Source organism: uncultured Rhodococcus sp. (assembly GCF_963525155.1).
Lineage (GTDB): Bacteria > Actinomycetota > Actinomycetes > Mycobacteriales > Mycobacteriaceae > Rhodococcus_F > Rhodococcus_F qingshengii.
In genome coordinates this window covers 48915-65848 of the sequence record NZ_CAURKP010000003.1, presented here as the reverse complement: position 1 = coordinate 65848, position 16934 = coordinate 48915, and the positions used below count along the sequence as shown (strand labels likewise).

Annotated in this window: 16 protein-coding genes; 8 read left to right on the top strand and 8 right to left on the bottom strand. The window is 62.3% G+C overall.

Annotation, left to right across the window (positions count from 1 at the left end):
• The first annotated feature begins 15 nt into the window (after window positions 1-15).
• Complete coding sequence (locus RWT78_RS01375) at window positions 16-729, top strand: TMEM165/GDT1 family protein (protein WP_058227350.1); 714 nt, start codon at window positions 16-18, stop codon at window positions 727-729.
• Between the two features lie 3 nt (window positions 730-732).
• Here the strand turns inward: RWT78_RS01375 and RWT78_RS01370 are convergent, their stop codons facing one another.
• The gene (locus RWT78_RS01370; protein ID WP_054781284.1) at window positions 733-1767 is read right to left on the bottom strand and encodes an Lrp/AsnC family transcriptional regulator; all 1035 of its coding nucleotides are present in this window, start codon (window positions 1765-1767) and stop codon (window positions 733-735) included.
• Window positions 1768-1866: 99 nt separating this feature from the next.
• Here RWT78_RS01370 and RWT78_RS01365 point away from each other — a divergent pair, with 99 nt between their 5' ends.
• Genes RWT78_RS01365 through RWT78_RS01355 form a run of 3 tightly spaced genes read left to right on the top strand, consistent with a single transcriptional unit; the run spans window position 1867 to window position 5836 of the window.
• The gene (locus RWT78_RS01365; protein WP_030535848.1) at window positions 1867-3075 is read left to right on the top strand and encodes an MFS transporter; all 1209 of its coding nucleotides are present in this window, start codon (window positions 1867-1869) and stop codon (window positions 3073-3075) included.
• Between the two features lie 13 nt (window positions 3076-3088).
• Window positions 3089-4351, top strand: coding sequence for an amidohydrolase (locus RWT78_RS01360; protein WP_314673444.1), 1263 nt, complete (start codon window positions 3089-3091; stop codon window positions 4349-4351).
• A 33-nt stretch (window positions 4352-4384) separates the two neighbouring features.
• The gene (locus RWT78_RS01355; protein ID WP_314673443.1) at window positions 4385-5836 is read left to right on the top strand and encodes an amidase; all 1452 of its coding nucleotides are present in this window, start codon (window positions 4385-4387) and stop codon (window positions 5834-5836) included.
• 12 nt (window positions 5837-5848) lie between these two features.
• Here the strand turns inward: RWT78_RS01355 and RWT78_RS01350 are convergent, their stop codons facing one another.
• Both RWT78_RS01350 and RWT78_RS01345 read right to left on the bottom strand, forming a co-directional pair.
• Complete coding sequence (locus RWT78_RS01350; RefSeq protein WP_003944194.1) at window positions 5849-6862, bottom strand: ABC transporter substrate-binding protein; 1014 nt, start codon at window positions 6860-6862, stop codon at window positions 5849-5851.
• Complete coding sequence (locus tag RWT78_RS01345; RefSeq protein WP_003944181.1) at window positions 6859-7881, bottom strand: ABC transporter substrate-binding protein; 1023 nt, start codon at window positions 7879-7881, stop codon at window positions 6859-6861. Before RWT78_RS01345 ends, RWT78_RS01350 begins: the two co-directional genes overlap by 4 nt.
• A 156-nt stretch (window positions 7882-8037) precedes the next feature.
• Between RWT78_RS01345 and RWT78_RS01340 the strand changes: the two genes are divergently transcribed.
• The 4 genes from RWT78_RS01340 to RWT78_RS01325 all read left to right on the top strand — a co-directional run bounded on the left by RWT78_RS01340 (window position 8038) and on the right by RWT78_RS01325 (window position 11213).
• A complete protein-coding gene (locus tag RWT78_RS01340) occupies window positions 8038-8760 on the top strand; it encodes a FadR/GntR family transcriptional regulator (protein ID WP_007735969.1) in 723 nt (240 codons plus the stop codon).
• Window positions 8757-9407 carry a sterol desaturase family protein gene (locus RWT78_RS01335; protein ID WP_020968076.1) on the top strand — a complete coding sequence of 217 codons (651 nt, stop codon included), beginning with the start codon at window positions 8757-8759 and terminating at the stop codon, window positions 9405-9407. Before RWT78_RS01340 ends, RWT78_RS01335 begins: the two co-directional genes overlap by 4 nt.
• Window positions 9408-9551: 144 nt before the next feature.
• On the top strand, window positions 9552-9710 hold the full coding sequence (locus RWT78_RS01330; RefSeq protein WP_003944172.1) for a hypothetical protein: 159 nt from the start codon (window positions 9552-9554) through the stop codon (window positions 9708-9710).
• A 90-nt stretch (window positions 9711-9800) separates the two neighbouring features.
• A complete protein-coding gene (locus tag RWT78_RS01325) occupies window positions 9801-11213 on the top strand; it encodes an amidase (protein ID WP_050655963.1) in 1413 nt (470 codons plus the stop codon).
• Window positions 11214-11232: 19 nt separating this feature from the next.
• Here the strand turns inward: RWT78_RS01325 and RWT78_RS01320 are convergent, their stop codons facing one another.
• Genes RWT78_RS01320 through RWT78_RS01300 form a run of 5 tightly spaced genes read right to left on the bottom strand, consistent with a single transcriptional unit; the run spans window position 11233 to window position 16891 of the window.
• A complete protein-coding gene (locus tag RWT78_RS01320; protein ID WP_209448225.1) occupies window positions 11233-13431 on the bottom strand; it encodes an acyl-CoA dehydrogenase in 2199 nt (732 codons plus the stop codon).
• 4 nt (window positions 13432-13435) lie between these two features.
• Complete coding sequence (locus RWT78_RS01315) at window positions 13436-14302, bottom strand: SDR family oxidoreductase (protein WP_003944152.1); 867 nt, start codon at window positions 14300-14302, stop codon at window positions 13436-13438.
• Window positions 14303-14343: 41 nt separating this feature from the next.
• Window positions 14344-15219: a MaoC/PaaZ C-terminal domain-containing protein gene (locus RWT78_RS01310; RefSeq protein ID WP_030535857.1), complete on the bottom strand. Its 876-nt coding sequence runs from the start codon at window positions 15217-15219 to the stop codon at window positions 14344-14346.
• Window positions 15220-15226: 7 nt separating this feature from the next.
• Window positions 15227-15658 (bottom strand): SRPBCC family protein, encoded by a 432-nt coding sequence (locus RWT78_RS01305; protein ID WP_030535858.1) that lies wholly within the window; start codon window positions 15656-15658, stop codon window positions 15227-15229.
• A gap of 42 nt (window positions 15659-15700) precedes the next feature.
• Window positions 15701-16891 carry a lipid-transfer protein gene (locus RWT78_RS01300; RefSeq protein WP_007735955.1) on the bottom strand — a complete coding sequence of 397 codons (1191 nt, stop codon included), beginning with the start codon at window positions 16889-16891 and terminating at the stop codon, window positions 15701-15703.
• Between the last annotated feature and the right edge of the window lie 43 nt (window positions 16892-16934).

Below are 16934 nucleotides of genomic sequence, written 5' to 3'. Positions count from 1 at the left end.
CCGGAGGAGTAAATCTTGCTTGCCGCAATACTTTTGAGTTTCGGCGTCATTTTTGTCGCAGAACTCGGTGACAAGTCGCAACTGATGGCAATGACGTTTGCCTTGCGCTATCGCTGGTGGGTCGTCCTCGGCGGAATCACCGTCGCCACCACCCTTGTTCACCTCGTCTCGGTCGCCGTCGGCCACTACCTGGGCGTCGCCCTCCCCACCGCGGCGATTTCCATCGTCGGCGGTATCGCTTTCCTGATCTTCGGCCTCTGGACCTTGCGCGGTGACGATCTCACCGACGACGAGCAGAACAAGGCCGGTCGCGTCACGCGATCCGCCTTCATCGCCGTCGCCTCGGCCTTCTTCCTGGCAGAACTCGGCGACAAGACCATGCTCGCCACCATCACCCTTGCGACCGACAACGACTGGATCGGCGTCTGGATCGGGTCGACGGTAGGCATGGTGGCGGCCGACGCTCTCGCCATCATCGTCGGCTCGGTGCTGGGCAAGCACCTTCCGGACGGATTCATCAAGATCGGCGCCGCGGTGCTGTTCTTCGTCTTCGGTGTCTGGCTGCTGCTCGAGGGCATCTTCCCGGACTCGTCGGCCGGCATCATCGGCGGTGGCGTTGTCCTGGCCGTGTCCGTGCTGGGCGCACTGGCTCGGATGATCTGGAAGCGCTCCCGTGCGACCGACTCCGCTACGCACCTCGTCGACGACAATCGGACGCCGATCGACTGACGCTCAGCGAAGAAGGTCGCCGGCACCCCAAATCGCGACCGGCACATGACCTTCTGCCACTCCGCTTGGTCCGAGCAGCTGTCCGAATCGCTTCATCGGGTACAACGAGACACGTCGATCAAGGATCCGCACACTACCGATTCGGCGGAGTCGATCCTCGACGACAAGACTCTGCGCGAGGCTGCTCAGCCACACGCTGATCAACATGTTCGCTGTTCCGGTGGTCGCCACCAACAATCTGATCTCCGGCCAACTCGACACAAGATTGCCGAGTTCGTCGGTGGAACCGTCCACAGCGACGTCGAAGATCACTTCGAACGGTGAACCGACAGCCTGTTGCGAGACATCGCAGCGGAAAATCAACTGTTGCGACGCAGTCAGTTGGGCCAAGCGCCGTCGAATCGCAGTCTCGTTCGTTCCACAAATCGCGGCGAGACGCGCATAGCTGGCACGTCCGTCACGGCCGAGCGCCTCCAACAGGGCACCGTCGGACTCGCGGAACTCTGTCGGATCTGCCGGCACCGCAGCGCCCTTTGTCGATGCCGTTGCCAGCTGAGCCCGACCCGCTTGCCCCAGAGCGCCCGGCTCCCAGCTGAACCCGTCCCGGTACACCTTCACCCCGACCCGGCTTCTGATCGACAGAATTCCAGGGTCGGCGGCAAGGTGCTCACACACCAAAGCGTCCAAACTCTTGTGGTCGGCGGCCACGACTCCGACGAAGTACTCGTACTCGCCTTCCGTCCTGGCCAACAGATAGGCACAGGAGAGTTGACGTAACAGCTCCCCCACGTCGGCAACGGAATCCTGTGTGGTCCTGATCAGGAGATAGCCGAATATGTGGGTTCGACCGATTGCGACCGCGTTGACCCACGAATGACCGTTCGAGACGAGGCGACGCCACCGGCGGGCGATCGTCGTCGAATCCATGTCGAGCACTGACGACAACTGCGTCCACGACGCGCGGGGGTTGAGCTGAAGTGCATTGATGATCTCCAGATCAGATTCCGCGATGACAAATGCGTCGGATTCCGGCTTCATCGGCCCAGTATTGCCGGATTACTGCATTCTGGTCGGTGATCCCTGCCTGTTTGCCAAAGATGTGTGAATCACTTCACAGGTTCACCACTTGGAGGCCCAGTGCTTCGCTCCACCAAAGTCACGGTCGCGTTGCTGTTCGTCGCGTACGCGATCGACTACATAGATCGGCTGGCGATCAACCTCGCTCTCCCCTTGCTCGGTGAGGAGTTCGATCTCGACTACTCCCAGCGTGGATTGATCATCTCCACGTTCTTCATTGCATACACGCTGGCCCAACTGCCTGGTGGACTGCTCGCCGATCGATACGGCGCAGTCCGGATGGCTCTGATCGGGTTGGTGGCGTGGAGTGTCTTCACCGGCCTCACTGCCCTTGCCTGGTCGTTCGGGACGCTTCTGGTTGTTCGCTTTCTCTTCGGTCTCGCGCAGGGCGTGTTTCCGGCAGCTGCAGTAAAGCTCGTTGCCGAGCGGAGCATCCCGGAGCAACGTGCCACTGCCACAGGATGGATGAACAGTTCCAACGCCGTCGGTACGCTTCTTGCCATCGTTGTTGCGGCAGCACTTCTCCCGTTGATCGGCTGGCGTGGAATGTTTCTGGCCGTCGCGGCGCTCGGCGTACTCTCGCTCGTCAGCATCAAGTTGTGGCTCCCGCCGGCACTTCCGGCGGAGAACGACCACGGTCCGGATTCCTCCTGGGACAACATGCGCACCGTACTTCGCTCCCGCGCGATGTGGCTCTTCGCCTTGATGTTCTTCGGATACGACTTCGTGATCTGGGGGATGTCGTCGTGGGTTCCGTCGTACCTCCATGACGAACGTGGAATCGCCCTCTCGAGCGCAAGCCTCCTTCTGATTCCGGCTACCGTGGTGGCCGCCGTGACCACCGTCATCGGCGGGCGAATCTCCGATCGACTGGCTGGCAACAGTCGTGTCGTCGTGGTGCCGTCCATGCTCGCGTGCATCGTGATGCTCGTTTCGATTCCTTTCGTCTCCAACACGGCATTGTTCGTCGTTCTCGTCACCCTCGGATCTGCCGCTGCCTCTTTCGCTTTCATGCCGTGTTTTGCACTTCCGCTTCGTAGCCTGCCTTCGTCGGTGGTCGGAGCAGCCTCGTCGATGATCATTTTCGGCGGCATGGTCGCCGGAATAGTCGCGCCGTTGGTATTCGGATTCATCGTGGACCATCTCTCCTGGTCAGCGGCGTTCGTATCGCTCGCACTCGGGCCCGTCGTGGCGATCGTCGCGGTCATGGCAGCACCACAAACCCGGGAAAAGATGCTGAACCTGGTGCAACTGAAAACCGCCAACTGAAAGAAGATCAACCATGAATCAACTGCTTTCGAATCTCGAGTTCGGAGACCCGTCGCGGTTGCGAACCGTCGAGCCGCACTGGTTCGAGCTCTACCGGGACCTACACGCACACCCCGAGTTGTCCGGCGACGAAACTCGCACCGCCGCAATTGTTGCCGAGGAACTTCGGCGAATCGGCGGCTGGGACGTCACGGTCGGGGTCGGCGGTACGGGTGTCGTCGGTGTTCTCGAAGGGAGCAGCGGTCCGGTGATCCTGCTACGCGCCGACATGGACGCGTTGCCGGTGGCAGAAGACACCGGGCTGTCCTACGCCTCCAGAACTGATGGAGTCATGCATGCGTGTGGCCACGATGTCCACGTAACCGCGCTACTTGCCACGTGCGCCGCACTTTCCGCGGATTCGACATCGATCACCGGGACTGTTGTCGCGGTCTTCCAGCCTGCCGAGGAGACCGGCTCCGGCGCTCGTGCGATGGTCGACGACGGAATCTTCGACCGCTTCCCGCGACCGGACCTCTGTCTGGGACAGCACGTGGGCCCAACTCCGGCGGGGATGTTGGTCAGCAAACCCGACATCTTGATGGCAGCATCCGACACGATTCGAGTGGTTTTTCACGGCCGTGGTGGACATGCGTCATCACCGTACGCATGCATCGACCCTTTGTTGATGGCAGCGTCTTTCGCGCTGCGCATTCAAAGTCTGGTGGCTCATGAAGCGGCAACCCCGACAGCACCTGTGCTCACGGTGGGAGCCTTGCACGCCGGCACGGCTGCGAACATCATCGCCGATGAAGCCGAACTACTGCTCAGCCTGAGGACTTTCAGCGCAACGTCACGAGAAAACATGCTCGAATCGGTGCGCCGGATAGCCCGCGCAGAAGCGGACGGAGCCGGCGCCGTCGAGACGCCGGATGTACATGCGTACAACGGCTTTCCGGCCACGGTCAACACTCCGGACGCCACGTCCACAGTGATGTCCGACCTGCGACAGGCCGGCTTGGGAATGCACACTCTGTCACAACCACTTTCAGGTAGCGAGGACTTCGGCATCTTCGGCACTGCCGCCCAATGCCCTTCTGTATTCTGGCATTTCGGCGGAACGGCACTTCAAAGTTTCGACGGAACCGCCCTTGCCGCGCTCGCCGAGGGACGGATACCACCCGGCACGCCGTCGAATCATTCACCGCGCTTCGCCCCAGATCCCGCCGCGGCCCTACCCGAAGGTGTCACAGCCATGACCGCGGCCGCGCTGGGAGCCCTTGCGCGGAGCGCGTGATTCCCACACATACTGTCCCAGGGAGATAACGTCATGTCAGACGAACTGCACTACCTCAGCGCCACCGAAGCCATTGCTCACTTTCGCGCGCGGGAATTGTCTCCGGTCGAACTGCTACAGGCAATCATCGACCGAACTCAGAAGTTCGAACCTCACATCAATGCCTTCACCGAAGAGATGTTCGACGAGGCACTCGCAGGCGCCCGGGATGCCGAGAGCCGGTATCGCGGCCAAGGACCCGACCCGCGGCCACTGGAGGGAATTCCGGTAGCTGCCAAGGAAAAACATGCCATTGCCGGAAAGTCGCTGACCGAAGGCTCTCTGGCAGGGCGCGGCAACATCGCCCGCGAGAACGCACCCGTGATCGACCGAGTTCTGGCAGCAGGCGGCCTGATTCACGCACGCACGACGACACCGGAATTCTGCGTCGCGGCGTTCACACACTCTCCTTTGTGGGGCGTGACCCGCAATCCCTGGAACCTCGATTACAGCCCCGGAGGTTCATCCGGAGGTGCGGGCGCCGCACTCGCCGCCGGAACTACTACTCTGGCAACAGCATCCGATATCGGCGGGTCGACACGAGGCCCGGCAGGCTTTACCGGCACCGTCGGCCTCAAGGCATCGTACGGGCGTATCGCCGGGGTCGCCCCGCTGTCCATGGATTCCTACCGTGGCGACGGTCCGATGGCCCGAACTGTCGACGACGCAATTCTTTTGGCCAACGTTCTGATCGGGCCGGATCCGCGTGACCATTCTTCCCTGAGGCCGGCGATCACGCTGCCACACGAGTACCCGTCGGTCGAGGGAATGCGAATTGCCCTGTGCCTGCGGCTCGGTGACTTCCCCATCGAACCTGACATCGAGGCGAACACACGGGCTCTCGCACAGTCGTTGGTCGATGCCGGCGCGATCGTCGAGGAGATCGAGTTGCCGTGGACTCGTGATTCGATGGCAGCAGCGGTGAAAGTCCATTTCGGAACGATCATGGGTGCATCCGTCGCGGAAGTTGCTCGCGTCCACGGTGATCTTCTTGCCGACTACACGCTCGACAACGTCGCGAGCACGTCGAAGGGCGCTGCGGAAATGTCATTTCTGGACGGCCTTCGCAAAGAAACCCAAATGCAACGAGAGCTCGCCGAGGCGATGGCTCCATTCGATGCGCTGATCTGCCCGACTTCGGGCACCATCGCCTTCCCGGCAGGCGAGTCTTTGCTCGACGGCCTCACTGTGGCGGGTCAGCACGTGAACACCACCGCCGAAGCACTTCTCACATTGCCGTTCAACGTCGCCAATCGGTGCCCCGTATTGGCGGTGCCGAGTGGACACGCACACAACGGTGTTCCCACGGGCGTCCAGATCGTCGGCCATACGTACGACGAACCGACCGTGTTCCGGATCGGCAAAGCACTGGAGAAGATCCGCCCGTGGGCATACACCGACCAGCATCAACCGAAGCTGAATGTGGTGACGCCGGCGTCCTCTTGATTGCTGAGGAGATCAGAGCTTGGCTCTGATCTCCTCAGCGATCGGCTGGAACTGCTCGAGGAATGTCAGGGCCCAACCGAAGGACGCGACGCCCTCGTAGTCGAACGAGTACACCTGATCATTCTTGACGGCGCGCAGACGCTGGAAGATGGTGTCGTTCGCCAACTTCTCGTTGATGGGGCCCTTGCCACTGTTGGTGATGATGACGTCGGCCTCGTCGAGTAGCTCCAACTGCTCCCTCGGGAACCACTCGTTGCTGCCGGCGGGAATTGCGAGCGAACGGTCGTTGAACTGGAACCCGGCCTCGCTGATGACCGTCGTCTGATACTTGGTCGGCGAGTACAGCGAGAAACCACTCTCCTCGAAGTACGTGGTGTAGACGACCTTAACCTTGCTCAGCACATCAGCGTTGTCGCTGCGGAACTTGGCGATCCGCGCCTCGTACCGATCTGCCAACTCTTGAACCTTCGCGCTCTGGTTCAGCGCGTCCGCGACTCCGAAGGCGCGCTCCTTCCATGCGTACTGCCCGTCTTCGGCAAAAACCGCGGTCGGTGCGATCGACCGGATCTGCTCGTAAAGATCCGGGTTGTTCTCCGACAGCAGGTTGGTCATCACGATCAGGTCGGGAGACAAAGCCGCTATCGCCTCGGCGTTGGGCTCGTACCAGCGTCCCACCTTCGGGAGAGACCGCAGAGCGGACGCATAGGGTTCCGGGACGCCGTCGGCGTTCTCGTAGTCGACCGGCAATCCGACCGGTGTGAACCCGGCGTCGAACATCGCGGGGCCCGTGTAGTAATCGGCGCTGACCACCCGTTGCGGGTTGGTGGGCACTTCCACCTGCCCCAGAGCCGTGTTGATGGTGCGCATCGAACCCTCGGCCGATTCACCGGAGCTGGTTCCGCAGGCCGTGAGCAATCCGATCCCCGCCAAGGCACCGGCTCCGAGGAAACCGCGTCGGGTAAGTGCTGCGGTGATGCGAGCGAATTCGGCATCGGTGTCAGCGGTGGGCAATAGAAGTGATGTCATGAAAGTGCCTCCAAGGCGCCGGTTTCGAGTTCGTTGAGCCAGTTGATTGCAGTGCCGTAGTCGGTGACCTGAGTGCTGATTCCGAATACCCGGCCCGAAGCTGCTGCCGGAATGCGGCTCCACAGCGGGCTGGCGAAGACGGATTTCATTCCTGCAGAATCAGTTCCGTTCGGCTGCTTCGGGTAGATGACGACGGTGACGTCCCGCAGCATTTCGAGTTGTTCGAGCGGGAAGGCTTCGAAGCCGGTGGCTGGGCGCAGGTCCGGGATGAATTCGCCGCGGGTCACGTTCAGGTCGGCGAGCATCGCGCCGGTCACTCCGGTTGGATACAAGATGGAGAAGTGCCCTTCCGAACCACCGATAGCAACCTGGGCCCACCGATTCTCGCCAAGCTGCGCGGCGTATTCGGTGCGGATTCGCTCTTGCATCGCCTGATACTTCTCGCGATTCGACGTCAATGCCGAACCCTTGTTGACCGCGTCTGCGACACCCTCGGCGACAGCGCGCCAATCCGATCGGTTCGTGCCCGAATACACCGCTGTCGGAGCAATTTTCGAGAGCTCGCGGAACATGTCCTCGTCGATCTCGTACGCATCGCCGACGATGAGATCAGGCGCGGCAGCCACGACGGCTTCGCGGTTGACCTCGAGGAAAACCCCCACCGTGGACAAGCCGTCGATGAACTTCTGCTGTGTCGGGATGAACTGGTCGATGTACGCGCTGTAGTCGAGCGTCGCGACGGGTCGGGCGCCGACGGCTTGCAACTGCCACGGGGTGTTGTATGAGACGGCGACGATGCGCTGCGGATCGACGGGAACATCCACGGATCCGTAGTGCGTCTGCACAGTACGAGTTGCGCCGTCCGCACCGTCACCGCCCTCCCCACTACTGCATCCGACGAGAGCAAGTGTGGACAGCGCGGCGGCACTTCCGCCGAGAAAGCCGCGTCGAGTCAGGGCAGCGGTGATGCGAGCGAACTCTGCATCGGTATCTGGAGTCGGTAACAGGAGTGATGTCATGGGTTTCCTGACGGTTATCCGAATTAGGGCTACCTAAAATTACTCTCACCTGCGCCGTTACGGTGAAGCCTCTTGGCCAAGACGTATCTCTTTCACGCCAGTGCTCAACTGGTAATACCACTTGACCTCTCACCAGCAAGCGCTTAAGGTCGGTACATGTTCCAACCCGTTGCACGTACCTCGGCCTCCGGCGCAGTCTTCGATCAGATATCGGTGAAAGTGCTGGCCGGAGAGCTGGCTGCGGGTGAGGCACTACCCAGCGAGCGCAAGCTCGCCGAGGCATTCGGCGTCTCGCGGCCCGCAGTCCGCGAGGCAATTCAGAAGCTCGCCCAGGCCGGACTCGTCGAGGTCCGCCAGGGCGAGTCCACGTCGGTGCGCGATTTTCGACGCCAGGCCGGACCCGAACTTCTCCCCCAGCTGCTGGTGCGCGACGGCGTCCCCGACCTGAGCGTGGTGCGCAGCGTCCTGGAAACTCGCGAGTTGATGGGACCGCAGATCGCTGTGCTGGCCGCCCGTCGCATCTCCGCGGAATCCGCCCGAGAACTCGACACGGCCGTTGATCAACTAGGCGCCACCGAAGATCCAGTGGAGTTGCAAGACCGCGCTCTGGCGTTCTGGGACGTCGTCGTCGACAGCGCAGATTCCATTGCCTTCCGTTTGATCTTCAACAGCCTTCGGGCTGCATACGAGCCGGCTATGACTGCACTTGCATCCGTCATGGTCGCCGAAGTCGGCCAGACCGACCTGTATCGAAAACTGGCCTCCGCCATCACTTCACACGACGAGCCAACTGCCGAGGCGTCAGCCGCACAGCTCCTTCACACCGGCACGACGGCAATCGGCGACGCTCTCACCTTCCTGGAAGGACTGAAACCATGAGCAAGCCTCTTACTCTCGCCGATGCGGCACGGACGTTCCGCAAGTCACCGACGCCGTGGATGATCGGCACCATGCTGCTGGCCGCCGCGGCGGCGCGCATCGCAGTGGGCAACTGGCAGATCACCGACGCCCTCGTTCCGCTCGTGATGCTTGCCGCATTCCCCTTCGTGGAGTGGATCATTCACGTCTTCGTTCTTCATTGGAAGCCACGAACCATTGCCGGCGTCACACTCGATTCACGGCTGGCGCGCAGCCATCGGGAACACCACTTTGCGCCGCGAACCGTCTCACTCATCTTCATCCCGTGGCAGACGCTCCTGATCGTGATTCCCGTTCTGACAGCCGTCGCCCTCCTGGCATTTCCCCGCGTCGAACTCGGTCTGACGTTCCTGACCTGCATTTCCGTGCTCGGCCTCGGTTACGAGTGGACTCATTTCCTCATCCACAGTGACTACAAGCCGAAAACTGCTCTCTACCGGTCAGTTTGGCGCAACCACCGCAACCACCACTTCAAGAACGAGCACTACTGGTTCACCGTCACCACCGCGGGAACTGCCGATCGAGTACTGGGCACGTACCCCGATCCCAAATCCGTCGAGACCTCCCCGACAGCCAAGAACCTGCACGGCGCAGCGTCCAAGCTGTGAAGGAAGACCGATTCCTGGCCCCCAGCTGGCAATGAACTTGAACTTGCTTGTGTATCAGCAATTTTCGTTGAAACTCGTCAGAACCGTGCTTAGTGTCGATGGAGTCAGAAGTTCGAAAAACGCTGTAACCGAAGGACACAACACATGTTCAACGATGTATTCAACAACGTCATCCACCCGATGGTCACGAACTTCCAGCAGTTGGGCCCCCAGCAGTTCATTCCGCAGCAGTTCATCCCACAGGGAGTGTTCCAGCAGGCGCCGCAGGCAGCAGAGCAGGCAGTGACGATCTTCGGTAGCTGATACCGCAATCCACAGATAGCGCCACTCAGGGGTCGTCCGTCCAATATGCTGGACGGACGACCTGAGTGCCTCCGCCTGACAAGGATCCCCATGACCGCGAACACCCCCATCCACGCTTTCACCGACGACGCCCTGGGCGACCTCGACGCCACCGGCGTCGCCGCCCGGATCGAATCAGGCGAGGTGACCGCACGGGAAGTCATGGAGGCATCAATCGCCCGCGCCGAGGCAGTGCAGGGGCAATTGAACGGTCTGGCCTGCACTGATTTCGATCGTGCCCTCGCCAGGAGCAACCGGCCCGCCAAGGGCGTCTTTGCCGGTGTCCCCACCGCGATCAAGGACAACACCGACAGCGCCGGCCTTCCCACCCAGCAGGGCAGTACCGCCTTCACCGCGATCCCCGCCAAAGCCGACAGCGATTTCGCGAAGCAGTTCCTCTCCACCGGGGCCATTTCGATCGGCAAGACCCGACTGCCCGAGTTCGGGTTCAGTGCGTCCACCGAATACATGACGGAAGAACCCGTGCACAACCCGTGGAATCCGGCGTACTCGTCGGGCGCTTCCTCGGGAGGCGCAGCCGCGCTTGTTGCTGCCGGCGTACTCCCGATCGCGCACGCCAACGACGGCGGTGGATCGATTCGCATTCCCGCCGCTGCCTGCGGACTCGTCGGACTCAAACCCACTCGCGGACGCACCATCGCCGATCCGGCCGACAAGTCGATGCCGATCCGGTTGATCGCCCAGGGCGCCGTTACTCGCACTGTTCGCGACACTGCACGATGGATGTCTGCGGCTGAGAACTACTACCGCAATCCGCGACTCGCACCGGTTCGCTTGATCGAAGGACCCAGCTCAACCCGCCTGCGCGTCGGCGTGATCGCCGATTCCGTAACCGTCACCAAGACGGACGACGAGACGCGCAAGTCCGTCGAAGCTACGGCCGAACTCCTTGCAAGCCTTGGCCATCATGTCGAGGACGCGGCACTGCCCGTCGGCCCCGAATTCATCGACGACTTCAGCATTTACTGGGGCTTTCTGTCGTTTGCCATCTCCACCGGTGGCAAACAAATGCTCGGACCCGACTTCGACAAGTCCGGCACCGACAATCTCACCAAGGGCCTCTACACGCTGTACCGGAAGAACCTGGTGAAGACGCCGCGCGTGCTCTACCGTCTGCGACGGCTCCAGCAGCAGTACAGCGCCATGTTCTTGAAGTACGACGTCGTGCTCTCGCCGGCTCTGGGGCACACCACCCCCGAGCTCGGATACCTCTCTCCCGCTCAGCCTTTCGAGGAGCTTTTCGACAAGTTGATCGCGTACACGTCGTTCACACCGCTCAACAACATCTCCGGTGGTCCCGCGATTTCGCTACCGATGCATCAGACCAGCAACGGTTTGCCGTTGGCTTCGCATTTCTCCGCCGATCTCGGCGACGAGCGCACGCTCCTCGAATTGGCCTTCGAACTGGAAGAGGCTCAGCCCTGGAGAAGAATCCAGGACTGAGCCTCACCGGTAAATACCCTCAGTCTCGCGGCAATCCGAGCATGCGCTCACCGATCACGTTGAGTTGCACCTCGGTTGTGCCGCCGTAGATGGTGGTGGCACGGCCCGAAATGAGCTGCTCCATCGCCTTGTCGCTTGGCTGACCTGGGATGCTGACCGCTCCGGCAGCACCCAGTTCGGCGACGACGAACTCGGCGATCGACTGGCTGATCTTCATCGCCAACAGCTTGCCGACGCTCGACGTCGTACTCACGTCGATCCCCGAAAGTTGCTTGAGCACAACGCGGGAGCCGATGAGGTCGATCGCCTGACTCTCCGCAACCAGCTCGCCGACACGGTAGCGTCCGATCGGGCTCAGGTCTGCCGACTTCGCGAACTTCAGCAGATCGGAGTCCGAGGCGTATGCCTCCATCTTCTGGCTGAGCGCGACGCGCTCGCCGGCCAGCGTCGTCCGGGCGACGTTCCAACCGTCGTTGACCTCACCGACCACGTTCTCGTCGGGGATGAACACGTCGTCGAGGAACACCTCGTTGAACAGCGCCGAGCCCGTCATCTCACGCAGCGGGCGGACGGTGATGCCCGGTGTCGACATATCGAGCACGAAGTAGGTGATGCCCTGATGCTTCGGCTTGGTGGCGTCCGTGCGGGCGATCAGCATTGCCCAGTCGGAGAACTGAGCAACCGTGGTCCAGATCTTCTGACCGGTGATCTTCCAACCGCCGTCGACCTTTTCGGCCTTCGTCGACAGTGATGCGAGGTCGGAACCAGCACCGGGCTCACTGAAGAGCTGGCACCACACCAGCTCACCCTGCAGGGTCGGTACTGCCAATTCCTGCTTCTGCTTGTCCGAACCATGCGCTACGACGGCCTGCACGGCCCAGGTGCCCATCAGGAGCTGCGGCATCGAGATACCGGCAGCCTTGATCTCCTGGGAGATGACGATCTGCTCGAGCGGAGCGGCGCTGCGCCCGTACGGCTTCGGCAGGTGCGGCTGAACCCAGCCGCCGTCGCCGAGCGCGATCAGCTGGTCGTCCTCGTCGAGCTCGACCAACTTGGCAAGCTCGGCCGCGATGCCGCCGCGGATCTCCTCTGCCTCCGGCGGCAGTTCGAGAACCGAAGCCCGGCTGACACCGTCAAGTGCTTGCTGCGCAACACGATTGGCTCGATCCTCGCGGGTGCCGAGAATGCCGCGGATCGAGAGCGCGCGGCGGTAGTACAGGTGTGCGTCGTGCTCCCACGTGAATCCGATGCCGCCGTGAACCTGCACGCAGTCCTGCGCTACCTGCACTGCGGCGTCCGGCACGATGACTGCGGCGATGTCGGCGGCAAAATCTGCCGTGTCGTCGCCCTTGTCCAATGCGCTTGCCGCATCCCACACAACGGCGCGTGCCTGCTCGAGCGCAATGCCCATCTGCGCACACTTGTGCTTGACGCCCTGGAACTGGCCGATGGGTCGCCCGAACTGCACGCGTGTCTTGGCGTACTCCGACGCAGTGGAAACACACCAGGACATGACGCCGACGTCTTCGGCGCCGAGAACGACTGCGGCAATGGACCGTACCCGCGCCTCGGTGAGACCGTCGAGTATCCGTTCGGCGCTGATCTGAACATTGTCAGCTTCGATCCGCGCACTACCGCGCAGCACGTCGATGCTGTCCTGAACGGTGATCGCGACTGCGCTGCTCTCGAGCACCGCGTAGCGAACGCCCTCGGGCAACTGGATCGGAACCAGCAGTACGTCGGCGTGCTCACCACCGAGCACACCGTCGAGTGCGCCCGTGATCTTGTACCCACCGTCCGACGACTCGGCCGCCAACGGTGCACCCAAGGCGACTGCTGCCGTACGACTTCCGTCGATCAGACCGGGCAGGAACTCGGGTCCCGCCTTGGAATCGGCGACACCGAGAACGGCACTTGCCAATACCGTCGGAACGAACGGGCCGGGAGAGACTGTGCGGCCCAATGCTTCCAGTGCCACCGCCAAGGTCAGCAGGCCGGCGCCGTGACCACCTTGCTCTTCCGGAACCGCGAGCCCGAGAAGGTCCTGCCCGACGAGTGCCGTCCAGAACTGGGGGAACTTGTCCTCGGTCCGCGACTCCACGGCCGCGCGCACCTGCTCGGTGGTGATGGTGCGCTCGGCGAAGGAGCGCACCGAATCTGCAAGCGCGGTGTGCTCCTCACTCAGCCCGAGGCCGAGTTCGTATGCGTTGCGTGCCATGCGCTTACAGTCGTTCTGCGAGGTCAGCGGTGGTCCAGGGACCCTCGCTCTCGATGGTGTTCACACCGTGCCAGCCGGCGAGTTCCGTGATGGCCCCACCCTGAACGGCATACACCTTGCCGCTGAGCTTGCAGTCCGCCGCCGCGAGATAGGCCACGAGCGGCGAGATGTTGGACGGCGCAAACGCGTCGAACTCACCCTCGGGGACCTCGGCCGCGAAGAGCGCACCCATACCGGGTGTCGCCAGCGTCAGTCGAGTACGCGCGATCGGCGCAATTGCGTTGACGCGCACGCCGTATCGATCGAGCTCGTCAGCGGCCACCAACGTCAGGGCTGCGATGCCCGCCTTGGCTGCACCGTAGTTGCCCTGGCCCGCATTGGGCATGAAGGTACCCGAAGCCGAAGCAGTGTTGATGACCGAAGCGTTGACGGTCTCGCCTGCCTTGCTCTGGTCCTTCCAGTATGCGGCAGCGTGGTGCAGTGTCGCTGCGTGCCCTTTGAGGTGCACGGCAATGACTGCGTCCCACTGGCTCTCGTCCATACCCGCGATGAAGGCGTCACGAAGAATGCCGGCGTTGTTGACCAGGACGTCGAGTCGGCCGAACTCACTGACGGCCTGCTTGACGAGGCCCTCGGCACCGTCCCAGGTGGCGATGTTGTCGGTGTTGGCAACAGCCTTGCCGCCTGCAGCGACGATCTCGTCGACTACCTGCTGCGCGGGGCCGGCATCTGCACCGGAACCGTCGTTTGCTCCGCCGAGATCGTTGACCACGACGCTCGCACCCTCACGAGCGAAGAGCAGCGCATGCTCACGGCCGATGCCGCGTCCTGCTCCGGTGATGATCGCTACGCGACCGTCGAGACTTCCCATCAGTTCAGATTCCCATCAGTTCAGTTGTCGGACATGAAGACTCATTTGTCGGCGATGACCGCCAGGCCGTCCTTGATCACGAGGTCGCCGACCGCGCTGGTTTCGTACGAGTACGACGTGGCTCCGTCTGCCGAACCCGACTTGTAGAACACCGTCTCGATGTCCTGGGTCGGGAGTACGGGTTTCGCGAATCGCACTGCGAGACGGCGCAACCGCTCGGTCTCGCCGCCTGCCAGTTCGGTCAGGGCTCCCCACGACGTGAACGCCATCGTGCACAGTCCATGGTTGATGATTCCGGGGAGACCGGACATCCGAGCGATCTCCTCGTCGAGGTGAATCGGCATCGGATCGCCGGAAGCCGGTGAGTACCGGAATGTCTGGTCCTCGTCGATGTGCTGGTTCACCACCGCTGCGGGTCTACCAGCGCGAAGAGCGTCGTCGAATCGGTGTTCGGGAGCCTTCTCGCCAAGTCCGGGGCCCGCGTCGACCTTGCGGAAGAAGGCCGTCATCCACTGCTCGTTGACCAATTCACCCTTGTCGGTTTTGGTTTCGACGTAGATGACGACGGTGGATCCGTTGTCCCGGCCCTCGAATCCGATGGGCTTGGCACGAGCGACAAGGTGGTCACCGGGGTAGATCGGACGGTGGAACAGGAAGTCCTGCTCACCGTGAACGAGCTTCATCAGCAGTTCGACCGGCGCCACCGACAGCGCAGCGGGTGCCATCGACATGAAGACGGGTACCACCGCGAAGACCGGCGGAGCGATCTCGCCTTTCAGGTGTCGCTCGATGGGGTCGTTTGTGGCAGCGGCATATTCGGCGATGCGCTCGGCTGTCACCTCGAAGTGCTCCGGATCGGTCCATACGTCCAGCCCGGACGTATCGAATTCGACCGCGTTGGTCTTCGGTGTCGTCATCGAGCCGTTACCCGACCAGCTCGGCGAACTTGGCCAGCGAGGCCTCGAGATCAGCCTTGGCGTTCTTGGCAACTGCCTTGCCGATCGGCCCGACGATCATGGTGCCCTTGAAGCTGGCGTCGACGGTTGCCTTCGAACCCGCACCGTCGGCCTCGACCGAGAGGATGAATTCGACGGTGACGCCGGCCATTCCGGTACCGGCAATCTTGACCATCTTCGGAACCTCGACCTCTTCGACGGTCCACTCGATCTTGTTGGCCATACCCATCACGGAGACGACCTCGGTGAACTTGGCGCCCAACGCGACCTCGGTGGGGAGTTCACTCTTCCAGCCCTGGTGAATGGTGAGCCACTCTTCCCAGCGAGACAGATCGGAGAGCGCATCCCAGGTCTTCTCGGGGGATGCGGGCAGTACGGCGGAGACGGAAACGGAAGCCATGATGAAACTCCTAGTGGGTAGCTGGCGGGTTGAGGGTGTGATTCAGCGTGCGTAGGGCTTGTATGCGGTCACGACAACTGCACCGCCGAGTCCGATGTTGTGCTGGAGGGCGACCTTCGCGCCGTCGACCTGACGCTTGTCCGCGGTTCCGCGGAGCTGCCAGGTGAGTTCGGCGCACTGCGCGAGGCCTGTTGCTCCGAGGGGGTGGCCCTTCGAGATGAGGCCGCCGGACGGGTTGACCACCCAGCGTCCGCCGTAGGTGGTGTCGTCGGCGTCGACGAGCTTGCCGCCGTCACCTTCGGCGCACAGTCCAAGTGCCTCGTAGGTCAGCAACTCGTTGGTGGAGAAGCAGTCGTGGAGTTCGATGACGTCGACGTCGTCGGCGGTGATCCCGGCCTGGGCGTATACCTTCTCGGCGGCCTTGCGGGTCATGTCCGCGCCGACGAGGCTGATGGCGCTCTTGTCCTCGAAAGTGCTGTTCATGTCGGTGACCATGGCCTGTCCGACGATCTCGATCGCCTGAGCAGCGAGCCCGTGCTTTTCGACGAATGCTTCGCTGGCGATGATCGCCGCGCCGGATCCGTCCGAGGTGGGCGAGCACTGGAGCTTGGTGAGCGGCCCGTGAATCTGGCGTGCTTCGAGGATCTGCTCGAGGGTGTACTCGTCCTGGAACTGCGCGTACGGGTTGTTCAGTGAGTGCTTGTGGTTCTTGACGGCGATCTTCGCGAACTGCTCGGCAGTGGTTCCGAAGCGTTCCATGTGCTCGACGCCCGCGGCGCCGAACATGTACGGAGCCGGCGGCATCGCGAACTCCTGCAGCTCGGCGAGAGCGAGGAGGTGCCGCATGAGGGGCTGTTCGCGGTCGTCGTAGGTGGATCCGAGGGACCCGGACTGCATCTTCTCGAAGCCCAGCGCGAGTGCGCAGTCGGCCTGACCACTCTTGACCGCCTGCGTGGCGAGGTAGAGCGCGGTCGATCCCGTCGAACAGTTGTTGTTGACGTTGACGATGGGGATACCCGTCAGACCGAGCTCGTAGACAGCGCGCTGACCTGCGGTGGACTCGCCGTAGACGTAGCCGACGTATGCCTGCTCGACCTCGGTGTAGTCGATACCCGCGTCTTCGAGCGCCTTGGTACCCGACTCGCGTGCCATGTCGGGGTAGTCCCACTCGCGGGCTCCCGGCTTCTCGAACTTCGTCATGCCGACGCCGACGACAAAAACCCTGTTACTCATTGCCACTCCTGAAGAGAACGGTATCTGTGTGTGACACGCTGTC